The sequence below is a fragment of the Streptomyces aureoversilis genome (assembly GCF_042657885.1).
Classification (GTDB): Bacteria; Actinomycetota; Actinomycetes; order Streptomycetales; family Streptomycetaceae; genus Streptomyces; species Streptomyces aureoversilis.
This window is the reverse complement of record NZ_JBHSKJ010000023.1, coordinates 23,531-49,562: the sequence shown is the minus strand read 5'-3', so window position 1 is coordinate 49,562 and position 26,032 is coordinate 23,531. Positions and strand designations below refer to the sequence as shown.

Below are 26,032 nucleotides of genomic sequence, written 5' to 3'. Positions count from 1 at the left end.
GCCGCCCGCTAGGGGGCGACGGCCGATACGGCTCTGACCTGCAGATATGCAGACTGTCAGGGGACTACTTGCCCGAGGGGCCCACCTGGACGGTCATCGTGGAGCCGCTGGGGGCCTGCCACAGGATCTTGATCCGGGTGTTGGTGTCAGTAACCTGCACACCGCCGGTCGGGTTGTCCTTGCTCCAGTAGGTGCCCTTGCGGTCGTCGAAGACCGACGTGCCGGGCTTGCCCTTCACGCGGGTCGCCACGCCGTCCTGGTGGACGGTGTAGCCGCCGCTCGGGAACCAGCTGAAGGGCGAGTCGTAGGCCTGGAAGCGGTTGCGCATGACCGAGCCGTCGGCCCACTTCTCGACCTGCGGGTGGGCGTCGATCGGCAGGATGCGGCCGACACCGGGGTGCACGCCGACGTTGTTGTCGGCCTGCGAGGTGTCCCACTTCCAGATGAGCAGGCCCTTCTGGTACGGGTAGTGCTCGACCCAGCTCGGGCGGGTGCTCTTCCAGCCGAAGTTGTACGGACCGGTCTTGAGCGTCTCGTCGTACGACACGTACTGGCGGTTCTCGGCGATGTAGTACTGCGCGTACTCCTTGGTGAAGGACTCGCCGATGCGCGAGAAGCCCTTCGCCGTCCAGCCGTTGTCGTCACCCTCGGCGCCGTCGGTGAAGAGGGCGGCGCCGTCGGCGGTGACGCTGATGGCGTCGGCCGTGAAGCCCTTGCCGGTGGTGCCGCCGTCGGTGGTGTAGCGGAAGCGCAGGTCGATCTTCTTGCCGGCGTACGCGTCGAGCGGGTACGACAGCTTCTTGTACGCGCCCGAGACACCGGTCAGGGCGGGCTTGTCGCCGCCGTCGCGCGGGATGGACTTGCCGTCGGCCGTGCCGTCGACGGGGGTCCAGTTGGCACCGCCGTCCGTGGAGACCTCGGCGTAGGCGTAGTCGTAGTTGGCCTCGATGTCCCACCAGGCGGAGAGGTCCAGGCTGGCCTTGGACTTGCCGGTGAGGTCGACCGGGCGGGAGAGGGTGTTCTTCAGGTCGTCGGCCTGACCGCCCCACCACTGCTTGCTGCCCTCGGCGGGCTTGACGACGTCGGTCTTGACCGCCTTGTTGGGCAGCTCGACGACGACCGCCTGCTTGTCCTTGGTGTTGTACTCGGCCACGCCCAGCTTGTGCGTCGACTTCGTCGCCGCCTTCGCCTTGTCGTAGTTCAGCCAGCCGAGCTGCAGCTTGTCCCAGGAGCTCATGTCGCCGGGGAGCTCGCCGATGCTGTCCTTGCCGCGGCCCAGCCACGAACCGGAGGACATCAGGGACCAGTAGGCGACGGAGGACTCGCCGCTGCCGGTGGTGTCGTACTCGTCCGGCAGGCCGAGGTCGTGGCCGTACTCGTGGGCGAAGACGCCGAGGCCGCCGTTCTCCGGCTGCATGGTGTAGTCGCCGACCCAGATGCCGGTGTCGGCGATCTGCGTGCCGCCGGCCTTGTTGTTCGCGGGGCCGGTCTTGCCGGCGTCCGAGCCGTAGGCGTACCAGCGGTGGGCCCAGATGGCATCGGTCTTCTGCGCGCCGCCGCCGGCGGACTCGTCCTCACCGGCGTGCACGATCTGGAAGTGGTCGATGTAGCCGTCGGGCTCGTTGAAGTTGCCGTCGCCGTCGAAGTCGTTGCGGTCCCACTGGTCGTACTTGGCCAGCTCCGCCTTGATGTCGGCGTCGCTGCGGCCGGCCGCCTTCTGGTCCTTGACCCACTGGTTGACGCCGTCGCGCACCAGGTCCCAGGCGCTGGGGCAGTTGGTGGAGCCGCAGTAGTTGGAGCCGTAACGGGCCTCGTTCCACTGGACCTTGACCCAGTCGGTGACGGTGCCCTCGACGGAGTAGCGGCCCGAGGACTGCCTCTCGTAGTACTTGGCCAGCGACTCCTTGCCCTTGTCGTGCGAGAAGTACAGGTCCTGGAAGTACTGGCGGTTGTAGTCCTTCTCCCAGGCCGTGCTGTTGTCCTGCTTGCGGTCCGGCTGCTTGATCTGGTTGTGCGCCGGGCCCGGCTGGCCGCCGAACTTCTTCACGGGCGGCTTGGGGCCGTCCGGACCGTCCGGGTCGTACATCGTGGTGTCGTCGACCTTGTCGCCGAAGTCCACGAGGATCGTGAAGATCTTGTCGGTCTTCTCCCGGCCCAGCTCGACGTACTTCCCCTTGCCGAGCTGGACGACCTTGGACGCGCCGCGCTGCTCCGCGCGGGCGTCCCCGGATATGACCTTGTCGAGCGCGGCCTTGCGCTGAGCCTCGCGCTTCTTGCTGAACGGCCCCTTGAGGTCGTGCTCGACGCTCTTCCCGGCCTGCTCCGGGTCGTGGCGCTCGATGCCCGACGGCGTGTCGGCAGTGGTGGCCGCCTGAGCGATCCCGGCCGTGGTCCCCGTGGCCAGGGCCGTCGCGGCGAGCGCGACGGCCGTGGCCACGGCGGCGGATCTGGCGAGCCTCCGTTGGCTGCTGTTCACTTGTGAATGTCCTCCCCAGTAAGAACTGTGGAGGTATTTGACCGGAGTGACGCCAGAAAAGACAGACCTTGACTAGAGACGGAAGAGCAAGTACGTTATCCGGCCTTTAAGTTACGGATTTCGGACAACAACGGGCGCGCCCATCTCACCCCCTGGACCGTTGGATGACTCCGTGCGCCCCCCGTGCTCCGGCACCGTGTGTTAGGTCACGCTTACCGGCAGTTCCGCTCGGGCAGACAGGACCGTAGAGTCGTTTTGGTATACACACTTGCCCCCGGCACGTTGTGTGCACCAGCCGGCTCCGCACCCCACACCTTTGCTCCGAGGACGGATCCCGCCATGCCGCGTCCGACTCCCGCACAGATAACCTACGGATCGGCCACCGTCGTCTTCTCGACCCTCGCCATGCTGCTGCTCTCGCAGACGAGCTCGGGGTTCGGGATCGCGGTCATCGCCGTCGCAGCGCTCGCGCTCGGCCTGTTCGTCGCCGTCGCCTTCCCCATGCCGCGCGTCGGCGCCCGCAAGCCCCGGGTGCCCCGGCAGCGCACTCCCCTGCCCGCCGAGCCGAGACTCGGCGAGCACTCGCTACACGGCTGAGACCACCACGGTCTTGGCCGCCTTGTCGTGAATGCAGTGGTGATAGGGCTGGTCCCAGGTACACCAGAGCACGTTGATGAGCCAGAAGACGAAGCCGCAGCAGGGCACCACCTGCGGCAGGGAGTACACGGCGGCGCGCGTCCAGCCCGGGCTTCCCTCGGGGATCGCGCCGTTCTCCAGCATCGCCACCCGGATGCCCATCACCATCTTGCCGACGGTCTGCCCCCGCTTGGTGAGCATCAGCCCCTCGTAGACGAAGTAGACGACGGAGACGATGATGCCCAGGCTCGTGGACCTGCCGTCGTTCCAGTCCCCCGGATCCCAGTCCCACACCGCCGCCTTGAAGACCGCGGTGACCGGGATGGAGACGAGCAGCCCGTCGATGATGCGGGCGACGAGCCGCTTCCCCCGGTTCGCGAGCGGCGGCATGCCCGCCAGCGGGTCGGCCGCGCCGTACTGGTCCCCGTAGGGATTGCCGGGCCCGCCCGGGCCCGGGGCGCCCCCGCCGCCGTACGGGTCGCCCCCGTAGGGGCCGCCCGCGTACGGGCCGCCTCCGTAAGGGCCGCCGGCGCCGGGCGGTTGGCCGCCACCGGCGTACGCACCGCCGCCTTCCGGGCCCGGCCCGGGAGGCGGTGGCGGCCCGGAAGGCTCCGATGGCCGCTTCCGGAACGGGTCGTCGTCGCGGGGCTGCTCGGTGCTCATGGGCCGAGTAGAACCCAGGCTCCTGCCCGTCGCATCCGAAGAGGTGCCGTTCGGGTCGCCCCGGGCCCGGGGCGGCGGCCCCCGGGCGTCAGCGCTTGCCCGCCGCCACGAACGTGCGCGCCGCCTTGTCGTGCCAGCACTGACGCCACGGCCGGTCGATGAGGCACCACAGGGCGCCCACGACGCCGATGCCCAGGGAGCCCAGCCCCCCGTACACCAGCCAGCGGCGCAGCGCCGCCCCGAAGCGCGGGGTGTCGTGCGCCTCGATGTCCAGCACGCGCACGCCGCACAGGCGCTTGCCCAGCGTGCGGCCCCACTTGGCGGTCGGCAGCGCTTCCAGCACCACCCCGGCGATCAGCAGGACGCCCAGCACGACGGCCAGATAGCCGCCGGTCGTGCCGTCGAGCAGCCAGACCGTGACCGTCTCGCCCGCCTGCTTCGCCTGCTCGACCTTGGCGTCGATGTGCTCGACGGCCTTGGCCCACAGCGGCACGGCAACGGCGGAGACGACGGCCCCGAGCACCACGGTGTCGACCAGCCGGGCGGCGAGCCGGCGGCCCAGAGGCGCGGGCCTGCCCTGCTGCTCCTGGGCGGCCCGCAGGAACGGATCGTCCTTCGGGGGCTTCCACGGCGCGGGCGCGTCGGAGGAGCCGGAGGAGGCGGCGGCGGAGGCCTGCGCGGGCTGTTGCTGGGCCAGTTGCTGCACCTGCTGGGCCCAGCCGCCGGCCGCGGGCCTGGCCGGCTCGGCGGTGCGGGGCGCCTCCTGCAGCTCGGGCAGGGCGTGCGCGGAACGCGCGGGGGCGGGCAGCGCGGGCGCCGGGGCCGTGGCCGGGAGCGCCTGGCGCTCCGGTGCGGACTGCGCCGGTGAGGATGCGGGTGACGGCGCCTGCGACGCCGGCTGCGCCTGCGGGCCCGAGGGCGGCACCTGCTGCGGTTCGGCGCGGGGCCGCGGCTCGTCGGCACGGGCGTCCGGCCAGCCCGGCGAGGACGACGCCGGGACGGGCTTGCCGGACGCGCGCAGCTGCATCGTGCCGCCCGGCCGGACCGCGGGGACGCCCTCCCCGCGGGCGGGGCTCTCCTCGGCGCGGGCCGGCTCCGTTCGGGAGGGCTCGGTACGGGACGGCTCGGCGGGCGTGCGGGACGGGGCGACGCGCGGGTCGCGGGGCGTGGGCAGGGCGCCGCCGGACGCGGGCCCGTCCCCCCAGGAGACGCGCCGGTCCTGCTCCCCGCCGAAGCCCTCCTGCCGGGCCGGCTCCGCGCACCAGGCGGAGGACGGCTGCTCCGCCCGGGCGTCGCGCAGGGCGGGCTCCTCGTCGAGGAACATGGGGCCGGTCTCGTCCGGGCGCGGCTCCGTTCGGGAGGGCTCGGGACGGCGCGGGGTCGGCGGCACGGGCGCGGCGAGCGCGGGCGCCGCGGGCTTGGCGACGCCGGCGGGCGGGGCGGGCATCGGCTCGCCCTCGGCGGGCGCGGGCCGGCTCGTGCCGGGCACCCAGGCGGAGCCGCTCCAGTAGCGGATATAGCCAGGAATGGACGGGTCCGGGTAGAAGCCCTGGACGGGGCTGCTGTCGGCGGATCCTGAGGAAGGGGCGCTCATGGTCTCCGATGTCCCGTATCTGCTCGGCCGTACTGCGGTGTCGGTGCTCGGTGGGGCGACGACAAGCAGTCTGCCGCACACGAGCGACGTGGGGCGCGCTGCTCCCGTACCTCATGACCTCTATGCACAAAAGGCAACCGGGGGCGCAGCACACAGGTCTACCAGACGGCTCTCCACTCTGCGGCCGTCCCGCGGGCGGGACCACTCACACGTGCGACCGGGGCACCGGTTCGGCGAAGTCGCGTAATGGTGTGGGGGTCGATGCGCTCTCAGTCGGTGCGGGCCCGTTCGCGAGGGGCCACGGACCGACGGAAGCAGAGCAGAGAGGGCGCACTTCATGCACACCGTGGTGGAAAGAGAGCTGGAGATCGACCTGGTGCTGTCGCCCGAGCGCAGCATCCCCGTGCCGTCGCGGCTGAGCTACCGCACGGCCGACCCGTACGCGGTGCACATCGTCTTCCACGTGACCTCGGAGGCCCCGGTGCACTGGACGTTCGCGCGCGAGCTGCTGGTGGAGGGCGTGTTCCGGCCGTGCGGCAGCGGGGACGTACGGGTGTGGCCGACGCGGTCGGACGGGCGCAACGTGGTGTGCATGGCGCTGTCCTCGCCGGACGGGGCGGCGCTGCTGGAGGCCCCGGAGCCGGCGGTGTCGGCGTGGCTGGAGCGGACCCTGCGGGTGGTGGCGCCGGGGTCGGAGCCGGAGCGGCTGGGGCTGGACGCGGCGCTGCGGGACATTCTGGATGCGTGATGCTTGCTGCGTGATGCCTGTGCGGCGATCACCCTCCGGCGTGCGCCACCGCGCCGTGTCGTGCCGTGCCGCTGAAGACCCGTTATAGGGCCCGTTAAAGGTCCAGCACCTTGCCGGGGTTGAGGATGCCCTGGGGGTCCAGGACCGTTTTGATGCCTCGCTGGATCTCCAGGCCCACCGGGCCCAGTTCCCTCGCCAGCCACTCCTTCTTCAGGACGCCCACGCCGTGCTCGCCGGTGATCGTGCCGCCCAGCTCCAGCCCGAGGGCCATGATCGCGTCGAAGGACTCGCGGGCGCGCCGCGACTCGTCGGCGTCGGCGGGGTCGAAGCAGACGACGGGGTGGGTGTTGCCGTCGCCCGCGTGGGCGCAGACGCCGATGGTGAGCCCGTACTTGCGGGCGATCCCGGCGGTGCCTTCGAGCATGTCGGCGAGGCGGGAGCGCGGGACGCACACGTCGTCGATCATGGTGGCGGGGCGGAGGGCCTCCAGGGCGGTGAGGGCGAGCCGGCGGGCCTGCAGGAGCAGCTCGGACTCGGCGGCGTCCTCGGCGGGGACGACCTGGTCGGCTCCGGCGGCCGTGCACAGTGCGGCGACGGCGGCGAGGTCCGCGGCCGGGTCGGGGGTGTCGAAGGCGGCGAGCAGGAGGGCCTCGGTGGTCTCGGGGAGGCCCATGCGCGCCATGGCGTTGACGGCGCGGATCGTCGTGCCGTCCATGAGCTCCAGCAGCGAGGGGGCGTGGCCGCGGGTCATGATCTCGCGGACGGCCTCGCCGGCGGCGGCCACGGAGGGGAACTCGGCGGCCAGCACCAGCTGTTGGGGCGGGGCCGGGCGGAGCGCGAGGACGGCCCGCACGACGACGCCGAGGCTGCCCTCGGAGCCGACGAACAGGCGGGTGAGGTCGTAGCCCGCGACGCCCTTGGCGGTGCGGCGGCCCGTCCTCAGCAGCCGGCCGTCGGCCAGGACGACGTCGAGGCCGAGGACGTATTCGGCGGTGACGCCGTACTTGACGCAGCACAGGCCCCCGGAGGCGGTGCCGATGTTGCCGCCGATGGTGCACTGCTCCCAGCTGGAGGGGTCGGGCGGGTAGTAGAGGCCCTGTTCGGCGACGGCGCGGGAGAGCACGGCGTTGACGACGCCGGGTTCGACGACGGCGACGCGGTCGACGGGGTCGATCTCCAGGATGCGGTCCATCTTGACGAGGGAGAGGACGATGCAGCCGTCGCTCGCGTTGGCCGCGCCGGACAGGCCGGTGCGGGCGCCTTGCGGGACGACGGGGACCCGCAAGGCGGTGGCGGTGCGCATGACGTGCTGGACCTGCTCCACGGTGCGGGGCAGCGTGACGACCGCCGGCCGCCCTGCGGCGCAGAAGCCGGCCATGTCCTTGGCGTAGGACGCGGTGACGTCGGGGTCGGTGAGGATCGCCTCCGCGGGGAGCCCTTCGCGCAACAGCTTGATCAGATCGCCCATGGGGGGCTCATTCCCCGGGCACCCTTGTGCGAATCGGGCTACAGGTTGCCGCGCTTCTCCTGCTCCCGCTCGATCGCTTCGAAGAGCGCCTTGAAGTTGCCCTTGCCGAAGCCCATCGAGCCGTGCCGCTCGATCATCTCGAAGAAGACCGTCGGCCGGTCCTGCACGGGCTTGGTGAAGATCTGCAGCAGGTAGCCGTCCTCGTCGCGGTCCGCGAGGATCTTCAGTTCGCGCAGGGTGTCGACCGGTACGCGGGTCTCGCCGACCCACTCGCCCAGCGTGTCGTAGTACGAGTCCGGGGTGTCGAGGAACTGCACGCCCGCCGCCCGCATGGCGCGCACGGTGGCGACGATGTCGTTGGTGGCGAGGGCGATGTGCTGGACGCCGGGGCCGTTGTAGAACTCGAGGTACTCGTCGATCTGCGACTTCTTCTTGGCGATGGCCGGCTCGTTGAGCGGGAACTTCACCTTGCGGGTGCCGTCGGCGACGACCTTCGACATGAGCGCGGAGTACTCGGTGGCGATGTCGTCGCCCACGAACTCCTTCATGTTCGTGAAGTGCATGACGTTGTTGTAGAACGACACCCACTCGTCCATCTTGCCGAGCTCGACGTTGCCCACGCAGTGGTCGATGGCCTGGAAGCGGCGGTCCCCGGGCTCGACGAGCGGCTTGGCGGCCGCGTAGCCGGGCAGGTACGGGCCGGTGTAGGCGGAGCGCTCGACGAGCGTGTGGCGGGTCTCGCCGTAGGTGGCGATGGCGGCGAGGACGACCTTGCCGTGCTCGTCCTCGAGCTCGTACGGGGCCTCCAGGCCGGTGGCGCCGTGCTCGACGGCGTAGGCGTACGCGGCGCGCGCGTCCGGCACCTCGATGGCGAGGTCGACGACGCCGTCGCCGTGCTCGGCGACGTGGGCGGCGAGGGCCCGGCCGCGGTCGGTCGCGGCCTTGATGACCGTGGTGAGGACGAAGCGGGCGCCGCCCGACTCCAGCACGTAACTGGCGCTCTCGCGGCTTCCGTTCTCCGGTCCGCGGTAGGCGACGAGCTTCATGCCGAAGGCGGTGGAGTAGTAGTGGGCGGCCTGCTTGGCGTTGCCGACGGCGAAGACCACCGCGTCCATCCCCTTGACCGGGAAGGGGTCGGCCTGCCGTGCGGTGTGCGGGGTGTGATCCGTGGTCTGAGTCATGGCCGCAGCGTCCCGCCGATCCACAAGGTGCGCAATAGTTTGCGTATTCACTGGGCAGACTGCATAGCAGACCGCAGGTAGCACCGGACGTTCTGTACATGCTGACTACTGGGAGGGCCGCATGGCGATCGATCGTTTGGACGGCCGGCTGATCGAGCTGCTGGCCGAGGAGCCGCGGATCGGCGTGCTGGAGGCCTCGCGCCGGCTGGGCGTGGCGCGCGGGACCGTCCAGGCGCGGCTGGACCGGCTGCAGGCGCAGGGCGTCATCCGCGGCTTCGGCCCGGACGTGGACCCGGCGGCGCTGGGCTATCCGGTGACGGCCTTCGCGACGCTGGAGATCAAGCAGGGGCAGGGCGGCGACGTCCGGGCGCACCTCGCGACCGTCCCCGAGGTGCTGGAGCTGCACACCACCACCGGGCGCGGCGACATGCTCTGCCGTCTGGTCGCACGCTCGAACGCCGACCTCCAGCGTGTGATCGACCGGGTTGTGGGTTTTGATGGCATCGTGCGGGCCTCCACGGCGATCGTCATGGAGAACGCCGTGCCGCTGCGGATCATCCCGCTGGTGCAGCAGGCGTCGCAGGCCCCGTACCGGCCCTGAGGTTCTGCGGCCCCCCGGGTTCCGGGGCGCGAGAGGGAGGCGAGCGGGTGAGCTTCTGGGAGTACCTGGCCGGCCGCCGCGCCCAGCTGCTGGCGGACGGCTGGCAGCACGCCAGCGCCGTCTTCCAGTGCATGGTCGTCGCGACCGTCCTCGGCGTGGTGATCGGCGTGCTCACCTACCGCAGCGAGTGGGCCGGCAACCTCGCGGTGACCACGACGGCGACCCTGCTCACCATCCCCTCGCTGGCCCTGCTCGGCCTGCTCATCCCGCTCACCGGCCTGGGCGTGGCGCCGACCGTCACGGCGCTCGTGCTCTACGGGCTGCTGCCGATCGTCCGCAACGCGGTGGTGGGGCTGCGGGGCGTGGACCCCTCGCTCGTGGACGCCGCGAAGGGGATCGGGATGTCGCGCGCGGCGCAGCTGGTGCGCGTCGAGCTGCCGCTCGCCTGGCCGCCGATCCTCACCGGGATCCGGGTGGCCACGCAGATGCTGATGGGCATCGCGGCGGTGGCCGCGTACGCCTCCGGGCCGGGCCTGGGCAACGAGATCTTCCGCGGCGTCTCGTCGCTGGGCAGCGCCAACGCCCTCAACCAGGTGCTCGCCGGGACGCTCGGGATCATCGTGCTCGCCCTGCTCTTCGACGCGGCGTACGTGCTGATCGGCCGGCTGACCGTCCCGAGGGGGATCCGTGGCTGACGCGCCCGGAGCCACCATCCAGCTGGAGAACCTCACCAAGCGCTATCCCGGCAACCCCGCGCCCGCCGTGGACTGCGTGAACATGGACATCAAGGCCGGGGAGCTGGTGGTCTTCGTGGGCCCGTCCGGCTGCGGCAAGACCACCACCATGAAGATGATCAACCGGCTGATCGAGCCGACGTCCGGCCGCATCCGCATCGACGGCGAGGACGTCACCGGCATCGACCCGGTGCGCCTGCGCCGCAAGATCGGCTACGCCATCCAGGCCTCCGGGCTGTTCCCCCACATGACCGTCGCCCAGAACATCTCGCTCGTCCCGCGCATGACCGGCTGGCCGAAGCGGCGGATCGCCGAGCGGGTGGAGGAGATGCTCGACCTGGTGGGGCTCGACCCCGGCGAGTTCCGGGGCCGCTATCCGCGCCAGCTCTCCGGCGGGCAGCAGCAGCGCGTCGGCGTGGCCCGCGCCCTGGCCGCCGATCCGCCGGTGCTGCTGATGGACGAGCCGTTCGGCGCGGTCGACCCGATCACCCGCGACCACCTGCAGGACGAGCTGATCCGGCTGCAGCACGAGCTGCACAAGACGATCGTCTTCGTCACCCACGACTTCGACGAGGCCATCAAGCTCGGCGACCGGATCGCCGTGCTCCGCGAGCGCTCGCACATCGCCCAGTTCGACACCCCCGAGGCCATCCTCACCAACCCCGCCGACGACTTCGTCTCCGGCTTCGTGGGGGCGGGCGCGGCGCTCAAGCGGCTCAACCTCACGCGGGTACGGGACGTGGGCGTCGTCGACTTCCCCACCGCCACCGTCGACGACCCCCTCCAGACGATCTTCGAGCGGCTGCGCCGCGGCACGACCAACGAGGTGCTGCTGCTGGACCGCCACCACCGCCCGTACAAATGGCTCCGGCGCGGCGACCTGATGCGCGCCCAGGGCTCCCTCGCCCGCGCCGGCACCCTTGTGCACGACACGGTCACCCGCGACGCGACGCTGCGCGACGCCCTGGAGGCCGTCCTCATCGACAACGCGGGCCGGGTGCCCGTCACGGGGCGGCGCGGCCGCTACGAAGGGGTCGTCGACATGGAGACCCTCATGAACTCCGTGCACGAACTGCTGGAGGAGGACCGGCTCGACGCCGTCGAACACCAGCACCTGCTGGAGGAACAGCGCGCCCAGCAGGTGCTGGAGGAACAGGAAGGCACGACCGACGCGCCGGAGGAGCTGGCGTGACCGGCGGGCGGCCGGGCGGGCGGGACCGCCGGCCGGACGAGCGGGTCCCTCCGCCGGACGGCCGGCAGGAGGCGGAGGGCGGCTCCTGCCGTGAGGGCGTACAGCCGCAGGTGGCAGGTGCGGACGCGGGCGGCGGGCGGCCGGGGTCCGCAGACGCGGACGCCGATGCGGGCCCCGACGCGGGCACCGTACGGACGGAGGGCGTGGGCGCGGGTGCGGATGCGGGTGGGCCAGGCGGGCCCGGCAGGCCCGGCGGGCCGCCCCCGTCCGCCGTACGCCCCGCCCGGCGCATCACCCGGCGCAAGCTGCTCCTGCGGCCCTGCTTCCTGCTCGTCCTGCTGCTGGCCACCTGGCTGTGGTTCCGCGGCGCCGGCCTGGACTCCGTCGCCCGCAACTCCATCGCCGACGGCAACGTCTGGCTGCGCCTGCGCCAGCACGTCGTCCTCACCGTGGTCTCCACCTTCTTCGTCCTGATCATCGCCATCCCGCTGGGCATCCTGCTCACCCGGCGCCGGCTGCGCCCCGCCGCGCCCGCCGCCATCGCCGTCGCCAACGTCGGCCAGGCCACCCCCGCCATCGGTCTGCTGGCGCTGCTGGTGATCTGGCTGGGCATCGGCATGCAGGCGGCGCTCGTCGGCATCGTCATCTACGCGGTGCTGCCCGTCCTCGCCAACACCGTCGCCGGGCTGCGCGCCATCGACCCGACCCTGGTGGAGGCCGCGCGCGGCATCGGCATGTCCGCCACCGGGGTGCTGCGCCGCGTCGAACTGCCACTGGCCGTACCCCTGATCCTCGCGGGCGTACGGACCGCGCTCGTCCTCAACGTGGGCACGGCGACGCTCGCCTACTTCGGCGGGGGCGGCGGGCTCGGCGACCTGATCGCCTCCGGCATCACCAACCAGCGGATGCCCGTGCTCGTCCTGGGGTCCGTGCTGACCGTGGCGCTCGCGCTGCTCGTGGACTGGCTGGCGTCCCTGGCCGAGCTGCTGCTGCGGCCGCGCGGCCTGGAGGCCTCCTGAGATGGCCGGGCGGCAGGTGGCAGGCGGGCGGAGGGCCGGGCGGCAGACGGACGGGCTGCAGACGGCCGGGCGGCGCGCAGTGGTCCGGGCGGCGGCGCCGGCCCTCGTCCTCGCCCTGCTCGCCTCCCTCACCGGCGGCTGCGGGCTGACCAGCGGCTCCCCCATGGCCGACGGCGTCCGCCCGGGTTCGGTCGGCCGGGGCCTGCCGCTGAAGGGCGCCGACCTGACGGTCACGTCCAAGAGCTTCAGCGAGAACATCGTGCTCGGCCAGATCATGGGCCTGGCCTTCCAGGCCGCCGGCGCGAAGGTGCTGGACCGCACCAACATCCAGGGCTCGGTCGGGGCCCGCGAGGCGGTCCGGTCCGGCGAGGCGGACGCCATGTACGAGTACACGGGCACCGCCTGGATCACGTACCTCGGCCACGACCGGCCCATCCCCGACCCCGCGCGGCAGTGGCGGGCCGTCGCCGACGCCGACGCGCGCAACGGCCTCACCTGGCTCGCCCCCGCGGCCCTCGACAACACCTACGCGCTGGCGGTGAACCGGGCCGGCGCGCGCAAGTACGGCACCCGCACCCTCTCGGACGTGGCCGCGCTGTCGCGGCGCAACCCGGGGGCGGTGACGCTGTGCGTGGAGAGCGAGTTCGCCGCGCGCGACGACGGGCTGCAGGGCATGGCCAAGGCCTACGGGATGGACGTGCCCGCCTCCCGCGTCCAGAAGATGGACGGCGGCATCATCTACACCCAGGTCTCCGGGGGCGGCTCCTGCACCTTCGGCGAGGTCTTCACCACCGACGGCCGCATCGCGGCGATGCACCTCGTCGTCATGGAGGACGACAAGCACTTCTTCCCCAACTACAACGCCGCACCGGAGATCAACAGCGGCACGCTGCGCAAGCACCCGGCGATCAAGGACGTGCTGGACCCCATCACGGCGCGGCTCGACGACGACGTGGCGCGGCAGCTCAACGCGAGGGTGGACGTGGACGGCCAGGACCCGCACGAGGTCGCGAAGGAGTGGCTGCTGAAGGAAGGGTTCATCAGCAAATAGGCGACAGGCCGGGCCGGTGAACAGGCGGGGCGGCAGGCGAGGTCAGCAGGCGGGGCCAGCAGGTGGCATCAGCAGGTGGGGACGTTGTCCTTGTCGCCGGACTGCAGGGCGCGCAGCGACGTGATCGCGTCCTGCAGCTTCTGCACGGGGATCAGCTGCAGCCCCTTGGGCAGGTTGGCCTCGGCGGCCGAGCACTCGGCCTTCGGGACGAGGAAGACGGTCGCGCCGTCGCGCCGGGCCGCCTGCGTCTTCAGCGGCACGCCGCCGACCTGGCCGACCGTCCCGTCGGCGTCGATCGTGCCCGTGCCCGCGATGGTCCGCCCGCCGGTGAGGTCGCCGCCGCGGCCGTCGCCGTCGACCTTGTCGATGATCCCGAGGGTGAAGAGGAGTCCCGCGCTCGGGCCGCCCACGTCGGCCAGGCTGAGGCCGACCTTGAGCTCGTCCGGCGAGCGGTGCAGGTAGCGCAGGGCGGCGTCCGTGGCGGCGTCCTGCGACTTCTTCATCTCCGCCTTGTTGTGCGCGTCGACCTCCTCGTCGGAGTCGCCGACGGGGTAGACGGCGTCGTGCGGCATCACGGCCCGGTCCGTACGGGTCCAGCCGCTGATCACGTCGCCCAGGTCCACGTCGACGCGCGGGCCCGTCACCACGATCGTCGTCATGCGCAGCTGGCCCGTGGTCCTGCGGGCCTGCGCGCCCTGGATCTCGATGACCTGTCTGCCCTCGTGCGTGCCGAGCACGTCCACCGTCGAACCCGGCTGTGCGACCGAGAACGGCAGCGGCACGAAGGGGACCGAGGCGAGCAGGGCGACGACGGGCACGGCACAGACGGCGAGGGTCCGGGCGCGGCGGGACCGGGCGGGCGTGGTCGGAGCGGGCATGCAGCGAATCTAGTTCACGTGCGTCCCTTCCGTGACATGCGCCCTCGCCGGGCGAGGCGCGGCGAGGGCGGGAGCCGGCCGGGCCGGCGGCGTCACCTCAGGGCGTCCGCGACCTCCTTGGCCGCTTCCACCACGCGGGGCCCGACGCGGTCGGGGATGGAGTCCGTGAGCATCACCACCCCCACGCTGCCCTCGATCCCCAGGACGCCGAGCAGGGGCGCCGCCGCGCCGCTCGCGCCGGCCTCCAGCTCGCCGTGCGTGAGGGCGTAGCCGGGGCCGTCGCTCTCGCCGCGGCGGGCGGCGAGTATGGCGCGGCCGGCCGCGCCCCGGTCCAGGGGGTGGCGGAAGCCCGCGCGGTAGGCCACGTGGTAGTCCGTCCACGTCGGCTCGACGACGGCCACCGCGAGCGCCTCGGTGCCGTCGACGAGCGTGAGGTGGGCGGTGGCCCCGATGTCCTCGGCCAGGGAGCGCAGGGCGGGCAGGGCCGCCTCGCGCACCAGGGGGTGCACCTGGCGGCCGAGCCGCAGCACCCCGAGGCCCACCCGGGCCCGGCCGCCGATGTCGCGGCGGACGAGTGCGTGCTGCTCCAGCGTGGCGAGCAGGCGGTAGACCACGGTGCGGTTGACCCCGAGCCGGGTGGACAGCTCGGTGACGGTCAGGCCGTGGTCGGTGTCGGCGAGCAGTTTGAGGACGCGCAGTCCTCTGTCGAGCGTCTGCGAGGTCTCCGCGGTCACGACGCCCCTCCTCCGATGTATGGCGGCTCTCGTCGGGTGGGGTGCGCCGCCGTCCCGTCCGGCAGCGCGCGAGGAGAGGCCGCCGGCGGCTTGTCGCTTCTTGCTGCGCTTCATGCGCTTCTTGCGCTTCTTGCACCGGCTGCGCTCCGCGGCGGCGCTGCCACGGGGCGTGTGCGTGACCGGAACCGTAGCGCCGCCGGTCCGCTCAGCGGAAGAGTCTGCCCGCGATCCGGTCAGGCGGAGGCGGAATCACGAATATCGGGGCCGGTGTCCCATCATGCGGACACCGGCCCCGTCATCGGTACGTCGTGCGCGCCCTCGGCGGGCGTTCCCTGCTTCGTGCGTGCGGCCCGCTACTTCATGCGCGTCGCCCACTCGCGCACCTTCTTGATGCGCTCGTTGAGCTGCCCGGCCGTCGCCTCCGCGCTCGGCGGGCCGCCGCACACGCGGCGGAGTTCGGTGTGGATGACGCCGTGGGGCTTGCCGCTCTGGTGGACGTAGGCGCCCACCAGGGTGTTGAGCTGCTTGCGCAGTTCGAGGAGCTCCTTGTGGGTGACCACCGGGCGGCGCTCCGCGGGCAGTTCGAGGAGGTCCGCCTCGGCGTCCGGGCGCTTGCGGCTGTGGGCGATCTGGCGCGCCTGCCGCTTCTGCAGCAGCAGCTCCACCTGTTCGGGCTCCAGCAGGCCGGGGATGCCGAGGTAGTCCTGCTCCTCCTCGCTGCCCGCGTGCGCCTGCATGCCGAACTCGGCGTTGTTGTAGAGGACCCGGTCGAAGACCGCGTCGGACTCCAGGGCCTCGAAGGAGAGTTGGTCGTCGCTGCCGGTGTCCTCGTCCTGCTGGCGCTCCGCCTCGGCGAGGAGCTTGTCCTCCTCGGCGTAGGGGTCCTCCTCGCCCTCCTTCTTGGGCTTGTCGAGGACGTGGTCGCGCTCGACCTCCATCTCGTTGGCGAAGGTCAGCAGGTTGGGGACGGTCGGCAGGAAGACGGAGGCGGTCTCGCCGCGCCGGCGCGAGCGCACGAAGCGGCCGACGGCCTGCGCGAAGAACAGCGGCGTGGAGATCGTCGTGGCGTAGACGCCGACGGCGAGGCGGGGCACGTCCACGCCCTCGGACACCATGCGGACGGCGACCATCCAGCGGGCGTCGCCCTGCGCGAAGTCGTCGATGCGCTGGGAGGCGCCGGTGTCGTCGGACAGCACGAGCGTGGCGCCCTCGCCGGTGATCTCGCGGATCAGCTTGGCGTAGGCGCGGGCGGACTCCTGGTCGGAGGCGATCACGAGGGCGCCCGCGTCCGGGATGGACTTGCGCACCTCGGTCAGGCGGCGGTCGGCGGCCCGCAGCACGTTCGGCATCCAGTCGCCGCGCGGGTCGAGCGCCGTGCGCCACGCCTGGGAGACGGCGTCCTTGGTCATCGGCTCGCCGAGGCGGGCCTCCAGCTCGTCGCCCGCCTTGGTGCGCCAGCGCATGTTGCCGCTGTAGGAGAGGAAGATGACCGGGCGGACGACGCCGTCGGAGAGGGCGTTGCCGTATCCGTACGTGTAGTCGGCGGAGGAGCGGCGGATGCCGTCGTTGCCCTCCTCGTACGTGACGAACGGGATCGGGTTGGTGTCGGAGCGGAAGGGCGTGCCGGTCAGGCACAGGCGGCGCGTCGCCGGCTCGAAGGCCTCCTGGCAGGCCTCGCCCCACGAGCGGGAGTCGCCGGCGTGGTGGATCTCGTCGAGGATGACGAGGGTCTTGCGCTGCTCGCTGCGGTTGCGGTGGAGCATGGGGCGCACGCCCACGCCGGCGTAGGTCACGGCGACGCCGTGGTACTCGCGGCCGAGGGGGCCTGCGCTGTACTCCGGGTCGAGCTTGATGCCTATCCGGGCGGCCGCTTCCGCCCACTGCTTCTTCAGGTGCTCGGTCGGGGCGACGACGGTCACCTGCTGGACCACGTGGTGGTGCAGCAGCCAGGAGGCCAGGGTGAGGGCGAAGGTCGTCTTGCCGGCGCCCGGGGTGGCCACGGCGAGGAAGTCGCGGGGCTGCTCCTGGACGTACTTCTCCATGGCGCCCTGCTGCCAGGCGCGGAGCTTGTTCGCGGTACCCCAAGGGGCCCGGCCGGGGAAAGCAGGGGAGAGATGGTGGTTGGTGGTGGTGGTAGTCACGGTCTCCGTCTGGGGGCGCCCCCGGCGCTGGCCGGGGGAGGGTCGGCAGTCGGCAACCGCGTCAGCCTACCGGTGCCGGGGTTCACGCTCCGGGGTTACGCCCCGGGGTCACCCGAGGGTGGGACCGAGGTCACACGGCGGCCGGCGGCGTCGCGCGGGGCGAGCCGGGTGGCGACGTACGCGCCCACCAGCGCGAACGCCGAGGCGGCCGCGAAGACCGCCGCGAAGGCGTGCGCCGGGGCGGCCGCGCCGGCCGTCGCGGCGCTCGCCGAGCCGCCGCCGAAGGAGACGAAGAGCACTCCCGCGAGCCCGACCAGGACGATGCTGCCGAGCGCGTCGGCCGTCTGCAGCGAGGCCGCGTTGGTGCCCTCCTCCCCGGGCCGGGACAGCTTCAGCAGCAGCACCGCGCCACTGGAGATCGTCAGCCCCATGCCGTAGCCGCCGATCACCCAGGACGCGCCCGCCACCCACACCGGCACGCCGTGCACCAGCACCGCCGACATCAGCGCGACGGCCAGCGCCACCAGCACCATGCCGAGGCTCATCAGCCGCTCGCGGTACGGCTCGGCCCGGCGGCGGCTCTGGGTGTACGAACCGAGCGCCCAGGTCAGGCCGCCGCCGGTGAGGGAGAGCCCGGCGAGGGTCGCGGACAGGCCGCGCTCGGTGACGAGCATCAGCGGGATGAACGTCTCGGCCGCCAGGAACGAGCCCTGCGCGATGCCGCGCAGCAGCACGACCGACGGCAGCCCGCGCGCCGCGCGGAAGGTACCGGGCGGCAGCAGCCGCCGGATGCAGGGCACCAGCAGGGCGAGCCCGGCCGCGGCCGGCACGGCGGCGAGGGGGCGCAGGTCCTGGCCCGCGTACTGCAGCAGCCCCGCGCCGGCCGCGACCGCGAGCGCCAGCAGGATGCGGCGGCGGTCCGGCGTCCCCGGCGCGACGGCGGGCGGCAGGGCGCGCAGCGCCGGGAGCATCACGGCCAGGGGCAGCAGGATCAGCACGGGGATCGCCAGGAACACCCAGCGCCAGCCGGCCTGCTCGGTGACGGTGCCGGCCACCAGCGGGCCGACGATCACCGGCACCACCCAGGCGGCCGAGAACGAGGCCATGACGGAGGCGCGCAGCCGCTCCGGATAGGCCCGGCCGACCACCACGTACAGGGCGACGATCACCAGCCCGCCGCCGATGCCCTGCACCCCGCGCCCGGCGACGAACATCCACATGCGCTGCGCCGACCCGGCGATCACCAGGCCGGTGCCGAAGGCGGCGATGCCGGTGAAGAGGGGGACGAGGGGGCCGGAGCGGTCGCACCACTCCCCCGACAGGGTCATCGCGAACAGGCTCGCGGTGAAGAAGGCGGAGAAGGCGAAGGCGTAGAGCCCGATGCCGTCGAGGGCACGGGCGGCGACCGGCATCGCGGTGTTGACCGCGCTCGATTCGAAGGCGATGAGCGAGACGACGGAGATGATGCCGAGGGTCAGCGCGCGGTGGCGGCGGCCCAGTATGCCCTCACCCCGGCCGGTCGCGGGGGTGGCCTGCGGGGCCACGGATTCGGCTGCGGTCATACCGCTTGAGCGTACGGACGGAGTCCGCTTCCGGCGCCTGTCGCGGGGACGAGATCAGGTCGGACTTGGGTCCTAGGAGGTGCGGCGGGGGGTGCGGGGCGCGGGGGGCGCCGGGGGCGGGCCGGGGCCGGGGACGGCGTGACCGGCCGGGGCCGGTGACGCTGTGACCGGCCGGGGCCCGGTCACCTCCGTCACGTCGTCAGCAGCACGCCCCCGTACGAGGCACCCGCGATCACGACCCACGAGCACAGCCCAAGGGCCGCCACGCGCCCGCCGGTGCGCACCAGCGAGGGCAGGTGGACGGCGCTGCCGAGCCCGAAGAGGGCGGCGGCGAGGAGCAGCTCCTGGGCGTGTGCGGCGAGGTCCAGGCCTGCGGCCGGCACCCAGCCGGTGGTGCGGACGCCGACCATCGCGAGGAACCCGAGCACGAACAGGGGGACGAGCGGGGGCCGCTTGCCGGAGGCCTTCACCGGGCTCCGGCGCCGCTTGCGCACCGACACGGCCACCGCGGCGACGAGCGGCGCGAGCAGCGCCACCCGCATCAGCTTGACCAGTACGGCGTCGGTGAGCGCCGCGGGCCCGGCGGTCTGCGCCGTGGCCACGACCTGGCCGACGTCGTGGACGCCCGCGCCGACCCAGCGGCCGAACTGCGCGTCGTCGAGGCCGAGGGGGTGGTGCAGGAGCGGCAGGACGGCGATGGCGAGGGTGCCGCAGAGGGTCACCAGGGCGACGGACGTCGCCACGTCCTCCTCGTCGCTGCCCGAGACCTCGCTGACCGCGCCGATCGCCGAGGCGCCGCAGATCGAGTAGCCGGTGGCGATGAGCAGGGGCTGGTCGCCGCGGAGGCCCAGCCTGCGGCCGAGCCAGAGCGTGCCGGCGAAGGTGGCGGCCACGACGGCGATCACCATGGCGACGGTGGCCCAGCCGAGGCCGAGGACGTCGTCGAGGCCGAGCTTGAGCCCGAGCAGGACGACGCCGATCCGCATGAGCCGCTTGCCGGCCAGGGTGAGGCCGGGCCGGGCGGCGCCGCGCACCCATGCCCGTACGCCCGGGGCGTGGGCCGCGGCGATGCCGAGGACGACGGCGGCGGTGAGCATGGGGACGGCCGGGACGAGCAGGTGCACGGCCCAGGCGGCGGCCACGCCCGCGGCGGCCGTGGCGAGGCCGGGGAGCGCGCCGGGGGCGGGGCGGGGCGGCGCGCTCGGGGGCGTTCCCTGTGTCCTGTGGGTCCGTGCGGTGGTGAATGCCATCAGATTTCGTCGGCCGGGAGGTCGTAGACGCGGCGCACGCTGGAGCCCAGGCGGGAGATGTCGGCGCCGTAGATGTGGAGGGAGATCGCCTTCGTCGTACAGGCGTTGCGGACGCGGTGGATGTCACCGGGCGGCGCGAAGCCGCACACGTCCCCCTGGTGGTTGACGACGTCCTCGGTGGCGACCAGGCGGGCGGTAGTGCCGTCGGGCACGAGCCGGTAGCGGCGCTCGCTCTCGGTGCCCTCGTGGACGCCGGTGACGCACCAGGAGACGTGGTCGTGGACGGCGGTCTGCTGGCCGGGCATCCACACGAGCGCGACGACGGAGAAGCTGCCGTCCTGCTCGGCGTGCAGGATGTGCTGCCGGTAGCGGTCGGGGTCGCCCTCGCGCTGTTCGGCGGTGAGCAGGTCGCCGGCGCCGAGGTGGGCGGCGAGCCGCTCGCCGACGATGCAGGCCGTCGTGTCGGGCGGCAGGCCACGGCCTACGGCTTCCCGGACGTCGTCGACGAGCTGGGCGAGGCGCGCGGTCGTCGGGGCTGCGGTGGGAGTGGTCATGAGTGCAGGGTCGAGGCGGGCGGACCGGCGGGTCCAACGACAGTCTGTTGGCCGGAACCCAACAGGAGCTTATGAGTTGAGCCGGGCCGGCTCGAACCGGCCGGGTGGATCAGCAGCCGACGCGCCGGGCCGCCACCGCCTTCAGCTCGTCCAGGACGAGTGCGGTGGCCGGGATCCGCAGGTGGTCGCGGAGCACGTACGCCGAGACCTGGCGGCGCGAGGCCGGGTCCAGCGCCCGCCCCGTGATCCGGTCGTGGCGCATGAAGGACAGCACCAGGCCCGGCATCATCGCGATGCCCAGGCCCTCGGCGACCAGGGACTGCACGACGAGGTTGTCGTCGGTGGTGAAGGCGATGTCGGGGGCGAAGCCGACTTCGGCGCACTCGTGGAGGAAGTTGGTGCGGCAGCGCAGGCAGCCGGCGATCCAGCGCTCCTCGGAGAGGTCGGCGAGCTGGACGGCGCGGCGGCGGGCGAGGGGGTGCCCTACGGGCATCAGGACCGTCAGCTGGTCCTCCATGAGCGGTATCTCCACCAGCTCCTCGGGGACCTGTTCGTGCAGGCCGGGATAGGTGAAGGCGAGCGTGATGTCGCACTCGCCGCGCACGAGGCGGCGGATCGAGTCGGGCGGCTCGCCCTCCAGCAGCTCGACGCGGATGCCCGGGTGGTCGGCGGCGAGCCGGGCCAGCGCCTCCGGTATCAGCGTGGCGCTCGCGCTGGGGAAGGCGCAGACCCTGACCCGCCCGGCGCGCAGCCGGGTCAGCGAACTCATCTGCTGCTGGGCGGCCGTGAGGCTGTCGAGGATGGTCTCGGCGTGCCGGGAGAGCGCCTCGCCGGCCTCGGTGAGCCGCATCCGGCGGCCGACGCGGGTGAACAGCGGGGTGCCGACGGCGCGCTCCAGCGCCTTCATCTGCTGGGTGATCGCGGGCTGGGTGTAGCCGAGCACGCGGGCGGCCGCGGAGTACGAACCGGCCGTGACCACCGCGTGGAACGTCTTGATGTGCCGCGAGTCGAACACGCCGGAATCATAAGCGGAATTTGGGATAGAGGGGAGAGAAGCGAGGGGTAGCTTCTGGATCAGCGGGATCGGCGGACAGATAGGGCAAGGTGGACTTATGCCGCACTACGCATCGTACGACGGAGTGGAACTGAGCTACCGGGTGCTGGAGGGGCCGGAGCCCGGGGCGCCGCTGCTGTGCCTGGCGGGCGGCCCCGGCAGGGACGCCGCCTACCTGGGTGACCTCGGCGGGCTCGACGCCCACCGCACCCTCGTCATCCCCGACAGCCGCGGCACGGGTGCCTCGCCGCCCGCCCCCGACGCCTCCGGCTACGCCTTCCCCGCCCTCGCCGAGGACCTCGAATCCCTCCGCGCCCACCTCGGCCTGGAAGCCTTCGCCCTGCTGGCCCACGACGCCGCGTGCGCCACGGCCCAGGCCTACGCGGCGCTCTACGGCCACCGCCTCACCCGGCTCGTCCTCGTCACCCCCGGATCACGGCTCCAGGGCCGGCTGCCGGACGACGCCGAGGAGATCTTCGAGTCCCGCGCGGAGGAGCCCTGGTGGCCGGACGCGTACGTAGCCGTCCACACCCTTCCGACGACCGCCGACATGAAAGAGGTCCGCAGCCTCCTCCTCCGCGCCGCCCCCATGGGCTACGGCCGCTGGGAGGCCCCCCAGCGCGCCCACGCCGCCACCGAACCCGGCCAGCTCGGCCCCGTCCCCCGCGCCGGCTTCTGGCAAGGCGTCGACGAACCGGCCCGCACGGCCCTCCTGGACCGCCTCCGCGAGGTCACGTGCCCCGTCCTCGTCATCACCGGCGACCGCGACGCCCTGGCGGGCCTCCGCGCGGGAGAACTGGTGGCCACCTCCTTCCGCACGGCGTCCGTCCGCACCCTCCACGGCGTGGGCCACTACCCGTGGGTCGACGAGCCGGACCTGTTCCGCCCGGTGGTGGAGTCGTTCCTGACGAGGGGCCACGACCCGGAGGCGCACGAGGGCGGGGGCGAGGACGGGATCGGGGGCGGGGCGGGCCACGCGTGAACGCGACATGGCAGTCGCGTTGCGGCGCACGCCGAACCGTTGCCGCCCCTTGGGCAGCCCCTTACGGTAAAACCACTGAGCACAAACGAGCACAACCTGGCCGTGTGCCCGAGTGGTTGAGGGACTCGCCTGCAAAGCGAGTTACGCCGGTTCGATTCCGGTCACGGCCTCTGGCGAGTGTGCCGGCGCGGTGGCGCCTTCGCACTAGCCCGCGGAGCAGAGCCCATCGTCCGGGCAGAACATCACCCAGGTGAAGTTGTAGCCGGACTGCACGGTCACGGGATTCGGCACGGGCCCGAAGTTGATGTAGGACCCCGGGTCGGGCGTTGCGGTGAAGGTGACCGTAGTTCCGACCTCGAAGCTCGCGGCACAGCTGCCGGTCGGGGCCGGCTGCGGTTCACCGGTCCCGTACGGATCCCACGCCTCTTGGTGGCAATTGATCCCGGCAGGCTGACTGGTGATGGTTCCCCCGCCCCATCCGTCACTGACCCACGCGTACAGCTGGGCGGTGGGTTGAACCTGGACCTGATGGGCTTGAGCTTCAACCGGGGCGACGGAGACGATGGCGGCGGCCGTCACGAATGCGGTGACGACTCCGGTAGCGCGCCAGGCACCCTTTCTCTTCTTCCTCGTACTCATGGAAGGCTCCTAGGATCGAGCCGTTTCAACCCTTGTGACCAGCGTATGAGCCCTCTCGGCCACCTGCGAGCCAAGCCGGGCCGCCCACCTAAGATCACCCTTCGGACTACAGGGAGGGAAGGCGGGAACCGCCCATGACACATGGACATCGTGGACTGCTGGGCCTGGCGACGTTCCTGGTGGCCGCCCAAACGCTGATGATCGCGGCGTACTGCTTCCTGTTCGCCCCGATGTACTTCCAGGGGATAGACCCCGAGGACGAGGAACAGGGAGCCGACCCCGAAACCGCCCTCGCCTGGACGGCGGCCGCCATGGCCCTGGGGCTCGCAGCCGTGGCGGCGAACACCTGGAGCTGCCGCGGCATGGCCCGCGCCGTCCGGGGCCGCTCCTCCGCCGCGCGCAGCCTGACGACGGCAATGTCCGTACAGGTGCTGGTGGTTGCGGGCGCCGTAAGGTTCGACTGGCTCCCGGCGGTCGTGGCGTCGGCAGCTGTGCTGCTGACGCTCCTGCTCTGCCGGGCCCTGGACGGCAGAACGTTCGCCGGCCGATCACCGTCGAGCTAAGAACCGAACGACACGTCGTAGACGATCTCGCACAGGGCAGTCGGCACGACGATGTCCGCCGTCTCGACGGCCCGGCCGTCGTCGCTGTAGTACGTGCGCTGGATCCGCGTCACCAGCGCGCCCTTCTGAATGCCGAGGAGGTTGGCCTCCTCGGCATCCGCATGTCCGGGCTCCGGCCGCTCCGCGGCACGGGTGACCTTGATCCCGACCTCGGCCATCCGCCGCACCACCCCTTCGCCGGCCAGCGGACCGGCCTCGGGCATCACGACGAGAGAGCCCGCGGTGATGCTGTACGGCTCCCAACTGGTGGACAACTGCACCGGCTTGTCGTTGGCCAGGTACTCGTACGTGGTGCGCACGCAGTAGTCGCCCTCGGGAATACCGAGCCGCGCAGCAATGTCCGCCGGGGCGGGCACCATGGCATCCGACCGGCTCTCCCACGTGGCCCGCTTGCCCAACGCCGCCATGTCCGCCTCGAACGCGGAGCCGCTGGTCCGCTCACGCTCGGGCGACCGGACTACGCGCACGCGCTCGCGGGGCTCGGCGACGTAGGTACCCGAACCCACCCGCCCTTCCAGGAGGCCCTCCACGATGAGCGCCTCCTGGGCACGGCGGATAACGGCCTCGGTCACGCCGTACTCCTGCGCCAGCTCACCACGGGAGGGCATGCGGTAACCCGGGGCCCACTCCTGGTCCGCGATGCGCTTCCGGAACTTGTCGGCCACACGGCGGGTAGAAGACTGCTCACGCATACGGGGAATCTAGCCCTCTACCCCCACGTTCACCGTCTACCATCTATCTAGCGGTCTAGCTTTGAGCTAGCCCGTACCCCTTGCACACCCTGCGCGCACGGCGGTGGAGGAACACGTTGTGCCTTCGTTTCAGGACCGCATCGAGGCCATCGCCGCACGCCTTGCCGCCGCCGGATACGTCCCGCGGATCACCGACCACGGGAGCCATGCGCACATCGAGACGGAGGTGCGGGACCGACTCTCCAGCGAGTCCTGGCGCGAGCTCTTCGCGACTCTCGCCATAGGGGACGAATGGGGAGCTGCCATCAACAGCAAGCGCGGCCGGTCCGCTTGGGCCGCCGTGAACAGAGAAACCCCCGCGGTAGTAGGCGCTACCCGGGGGCGTGGCCGACAGCTTTGAAGGAGCAGATCAGCGTGTTCGAGCATATCCGCCGGGCCGTCACATGGACGAGGCAGCTATTCGTACCCGCAACGCCGCGGATGCACCCGGCAGCGGAGGTGACATCGCCGCCGCCCAAGCCCCCGCACCAAACCTCGTGGCATCAGGACCTGACCCACGCCGAGGAGACCAGCCTCGTCCGCCTGTACCTGCTGACCGACGGAGAACACGCACGCCTACGACTCCAGCCGCGCTGGCAACCCCTCCCGGCCAGCCGACACGGGCACCAGCAGATGGCGGAGGCCTGCTGATGATCGCGAGCGCCGCCACCCACACCTTCACCTCCGTCAAAGTCACCAGCGACACCATGGAGCCGGGAGACGTCATCGCGATCGGCAACGTGCCGTTCAGGGTTCTGGACGTGACGGAGGTGGGCCGCATGAAGGCGGTCCGCTTCCAGTCCGGGGAACTGATCTACCTCCACCCCGCAACCGAAGTCTCCGCCGTACGAGCCATCCCAACCCAGAACGCACCCCAAAACCACCCGCACTGAGCGCGGCAAACGGCCCGGCCGGAAGCCACCCGGCCGGGCCGTGACACCTAGCCGAACCCCAACCACCCACTTGGCGCTCCTCACCCCATCCGGGCAAGCTCGGCTCGCAAAGGCTCAACCTCATCCGACTCGCAGACGAGCAGCACAGTGAACGCAACTCCGATGTTTCCAGGCTTCTCGTGCGGATTACGCCAGTACTCCACAGCCCGCTTCAAGACCGAGAAGAACACATCCCGCTCCTCCGGACTCGACGAGAGCACCAGTGGCGCGTTGTCGATCAACACAAGGTAACGGTTGGCGGGGAGCCACTTGAGGTCCCGTAGACAGTCGTACAGTGCGTACCAGTTCCAACCGAAATAATCGGGAAACGCGAGTCGGTCCCAGAACTGCTCAAAAACGCCATCGCTGTCGGCCATGTTCGCCCCGTCCAAGCGCCCGACGAAGGCCACACCGGCCGGGGGAAGAACATCCGTTACCACCCCGACCACCGTCCTCGGCAGGACATGGAACCATGGCCCGCTCGTACTCCAAAACCGAGGCGCGTCCTTTGTCACCCGCATCGCCCACTATCGACTACGATCCCCGATTCCACGAGCTCCAGAACTTGCCCATCAAGTGTTGACCCTAG

General features: G+C 72.0%; 25 protein-coding genes and 1 tRNA gene. 11 read left to right on the top strand and 15 right to left on the bottom strand.

All coding sequences use genetic code 11. The features are described 5' to 3' along the window. Positions 1-64 precede the first annotated feature (64 nt). On the bottom strand, positions 65-2,476 hold the full coding sequence (locus ACFPP6_RS30860) for an immune inhibitor A domain-containing protein (RefSeq protein WP_382049425.1): 2,412 nt from the start codon (positions 2,474-2,476) through the stop codon (positions 65-67). Between the two features lie 339 nt (positions 2,477-2,815). Between ACFPP6_RS30860 and ACFPP6_RS30855 the strand changes: the two genes are divergently transcribed. Beyond that, a complete protein-coding gene (locus tag ACFPP6_RS30855) occupies positions 2,816-3,073 on the top strand; it encodes a hypothetical protein (protein WP_336006676.1) in 258 nt (85 codons plus the stop codon). Here ACFPP6_RS30855 and ACFPP6_RS30850 read toward each other — a convergent pair. Then, complete coding sequence (locus ACFPP6_RS30850; protein WP_382049423.1) at positions 3,062-3,775, bottom strand: RDD family protein; 714 nt, start codon at positions 3,773-3,775, stop codon at positions 3,062-3,064. The two genes, ACFPP6_RS30855 and ACFPP6_RS30850, sit on opposite strands and share 12 nt — an antisense overlap. 88 nt (positions 3,776-3,863) lie before the next feature. Continuing rightward, positions 3,864-5,369: an RDD family protein gene (locus ACFPP6_RS30845; protein ID WP_382049421.1), complete on the bottom strand. Its 1,506-nt coding sequence runs from the start codon at positions 5,367-5,369 to the stop codon at positions 3,864-3,866. 337 nt (positions 5,370-5,706) lie between these two features. Here ACFPP6_RS30845 and ACFPP6_RS30840 point away from each other — a divergent pair, with 337 nt between their 5' ends. Beyond that, positions 5,707-6,117: an SsgA family sporulation/cell division regulator gene (locus tag ACFPP6_RS30840; RefSeq protein WP_382049419.1), complete on the top strand. Its 411-nt coding sequence runs from the start codon at positions 5,707-5,709 to the stop codon at positions 6,115-6,117. A gap of 94 nt (positions 6,118-6,211) precedes the next feature. On the opposite strand, the gene ACFPP6_RS30835 is transcribed toward ACFPP6_RS30840, so the two are convergent. After that, complete coding sequence (locus tag ACFPP6_RS30835; protein ID WP_382049417.1) at positions 6,212-7,585, bottom strand: FAD-binding oxidoreductase; 1,374 nt, start codon at positions 7,583-7,585, stop codon at positions 6,212-6,214. Positions 7,586-7,623: 38 nt separating this feature from the next. Further along, positions 7,624-8,766 carry a 4-hydroxyphenylpyruvate dioxygenase gene (hppD, locus tag ACFPP6_RS30830; protein WP_382049415.1) on the bottom strand — a complete coding sequence of 381 codons (1,143 nt, stop codon included), beginning with the start codon at positions 8,764-8,766 and terminating at the stop codon, positions 7,624-7,626. 121 nt (positions 8,767-8,887) lie between these two features. On the opposite strand from hppD, the gene ACFPP6_RS30825 reads away from it, so the two are divergent. The 5 genes from ACFPP6_RS30825 to ACFPP6_RS30805 all read left to right on the top strand — a co-directional run bounded on the left by ACFPP6_RS30825 (position 8,888) and on the right by ACFPP6_RS30805 (position 13,363). Further along, positions 8,888-9,367, top strand: coding sequence for an Lrp/AsnC family transcriptional regulator (locus tag ACFPP6_RS30825; RefSeq protein WP_058044268.1), 480 nt, complete (start codon positions 8,888-8,890; stop codon positions 9,365-9,367). A gap of 47 nt (positions 9,368-9,414) precedes the next feature. Further along, the gene (locus tag ACFPP6_RS30820) at positions 9,415-10,062 is read left to right on the top strand and encodes an ABC transporter permease (protein WP_382049413.1); all 648 of its coding nucleotides are present in this window, start codon (positions 9,415-9,417) and stop codon (positions 10,060-10,062) included. Continuing rightward, complete coding sequence (locus tag ACFPP6_RS30815; RefSeq protein WP_382049411.1) at positions 10,055-11,293, top strand: betaine/proline/choline family ABC transporter ATP-binding protein; 1,239 nt, start codon at positions 10,055-10,057, stop codon at positions 11,291-11,293. Before ACFPP6_RS30820 ends, ACFPP6_RS30815 begins: the two co-directional genes overlap by 8 nt. Positions 11,294-11,496: 203 nt before the next feature. Next, the gene (locus ACFPP6_RS30810) at positions 11,497-12,312 is read left to right on the top strand and encodes an ABC transporter permease (protein ID WP_382049548.1); all 816 of its coding nucleotides are present in this window, start codon (positions 11,497-11,499) and stop codon (positions 12,310-12,312) included. 1 nt (position 12,313) lies between these two features. Continuing rightward, on the top strand, positions 12,314-13,363 hold the full coding sequence (locus ACFPP6_RS30805; protein WP_382049409.1) for a glycine betaine ABC transporter substrate-binding protein: 1,050 nt from the start codon (positions 12,314-12,316) through the stop codon (positions 13,361-13,363). A 68-nt stretch (positions 13,364-13,431) separates the two neighbouring features. Here ACFPP6_RS30805 and ACFPP6_RS30800 read toward each other — a convergent pair whose 3' ends face one another. The 7 genes from ACFPP6_RS30800 to ACFPP6_RS30770 form a co-directional block, all read right to left on the bottom strand. Then, the gene (locus ACFPP6_RS30800; protein WP_382049407.1) at positions 13,432-14,241 is read right to left on the bottom strand and encodes a S16 family serine protease; all 810 of its coding nucleotides are present in this window, start codon (positions 14,239-14,241) and stop codon (positions 13,432-13,434) included. Positions 14,242-14,333: 92 nt separating this feature from the next. Then, positions 14,334-14,975 carry an IclR family transcriptional regulator gene (locus ACFPP6_RS30795; RefSeq protein ID WP_179081057.1) on the bottom strand — a complete coding sequence of 214 codons (642 nt, stop codon included), beginning with the start codon at positions 14,973-14,975 and terminating at the stop codon, positions 14,334-14,336. A gap of 353 nt (positions 14,976-15,328) precedes the next feature. Continuing rightward, positions 15,329-17,116: a DEAD/DEAH box helicase gene (locus ACFPP6_RS30790; RefSeq protein ID WP_382049405.1), complete on the bottom strand. Its 1,788-nt coding sequence runs from the start codon at positions 17,114-17,116 to the stop codon at positions 15,329-15,331. Between the two features lie 95 nt (positions 17,117-17,211). After that, positions 17,212-18,678: an MFS transporter gene (locus ACFPP6_RS30785; protein ID WP_382049403.1), complete on the bottom strand. Its 1,467-nt coding sequence runs from the start codon at positions 18,676-18,678 to the stop codon at positions 17,212-17,214. Between the two features lie 191 nt (positions 18,679-18,869). Beyond that, a complete protein-coding gene (locus ACFPP6_RS30780; RefSeq protein WP_382049401.1) occupies positions 18,870-19,928 on the bottom strand; it encodes a YeiH family protein in 1,059 nt (352 codons plus the stop codon). Further along, on the bottom strand, positions 19,928-20,482 hold the full coding sequence (locus tag ACFPP6_RS30775; RefSeq protein ID WP_382049399.1) for a cysteine dioxygenase family protein: 555 nt from the start codon (positions 20,480-20,482) through the stop codon (positions 19,928-19,930). The genes ACFPP6_RS30780 and ACFPP6_RS30775 overlap by 1 nt, the downstream gene beginning before the upstream one ends. A gap of 109 nt (positions 20,483-20,591) precedes the next feature. Further along, complete coding sequence (locus ACFPP6_RS30770) at positions 20,592-21,497, bottom strand: LysR family transcriptional regulator (RefSeq protein ID WP_382049397.1); 906 nt, start codon at positions 21,495-21,497, stop codon at positions 20,592-20,594. A 97-nt stretch (positions 21,498-21,594) separates the two neighbouring features. Here ACFPP6_RS30770 and ACFPP6_RS30765 point away from each other — a divergent pair, with 97 nt between their 5' ends. Beyond that, positions 21,595-22,518 (top strand): alpha/beta fold hydrolase, encoded by a 924-nt coding sequence (locus ACFPP6_RS30765; protein WP_382049395.1) that lies wholly within the window; start codon positions 21,595-21,597, stop codon positions 22,516-22,518. Between the two features lie 98 nt (positions 22,519-22,616). Beyond that, positions 22,617-22,688: transfer RNA gene (locus ACFPP6_RS30760), tRNA-Cys, on the top strand. A gap of 34 nt (positions 22,689-22,722) precedes the next feature. Here the strand turns inward: ACFPP6_RS30760 and ACFPP6_RS30755 are convergent. Beyond that, on the bottom strand, positions 22,723-23,157 hold the full coding sequence (locus tag ACFPP6_RS30755) for a hypothetical protein (RefSeq protein WP_382049393.1): 435 nt from the start codon (positions 23,155-23,157) through the stop codon (positions 22,723-22,725). A 134-nt stretch (positions 23,158-23,291) separates the two neighbouring features. On the opposite strand from ACFPP6_RS30755, the gene ACFPP6_RS30750 reads away from it, so the two are divergent. Beyond that, on the top strand, positions 23,292-23,720 hold the full coding sequence (locus ACFPP6_RS30750) for a hypothetical protein (RefSeq protein ID WP_058044257.1): 429 nt from the start codon (positions 23,292-23,294) through the stop codon (positions 23,718-23,720). Here the strand turns inward: ACFPP6_RS30750 and ACFPP6_RS30745 are convergent. Then, positions 23,717-24,472 carry a GntR family transcriptional regulator gene (locus ACFPP6_RS30745; protein ID WP_382049391.1) on the bottom strand — a complete coding sequence of 252 codons (756 nt, stop codon included), beginning with the start codon at positions 24,470-24,472 and terminating at the stop codon, positions 23,717-23,719. The two genes, ACFPP6_RS30750 and ACFPP6_RS30745, sit on opposite strands and share 4 nt — an antisense overlap. Positions 24,473-25,161: 689 nt before the next feature. Here ACFPP6_RS30745 and ACFPP6_RS30740 point away from each other — a divergent pair. Continuing rightward, entirely contained in the window at positions 25,162-25,404 is a 243-nt protein-coding gene (locus tag ACFPP6_RS30740; protein ID WP_382049389.1) for a hypothetical protein, read from the top strand. Positions 25,405-25,484: 80 nt separating this feature from the next. Here the strand turns inward: ACFPP6_RS30740 and ACFPP6_RS30735 are convergent, their stop codons facing one another. Beyond that, positions 25,485-25,964: a barstar family protein gene (locus ACFPP6_RS30735; protein WP_382049387.1), complete on the bottom strand. Its 480-nt coding sequence runs from the start codon at positions 25,962-25,964 to the stop codon at positions 25,485-25,487. Between the last annotated feature and the right edge of the window lie 68 nt (positions 25,965-26,032).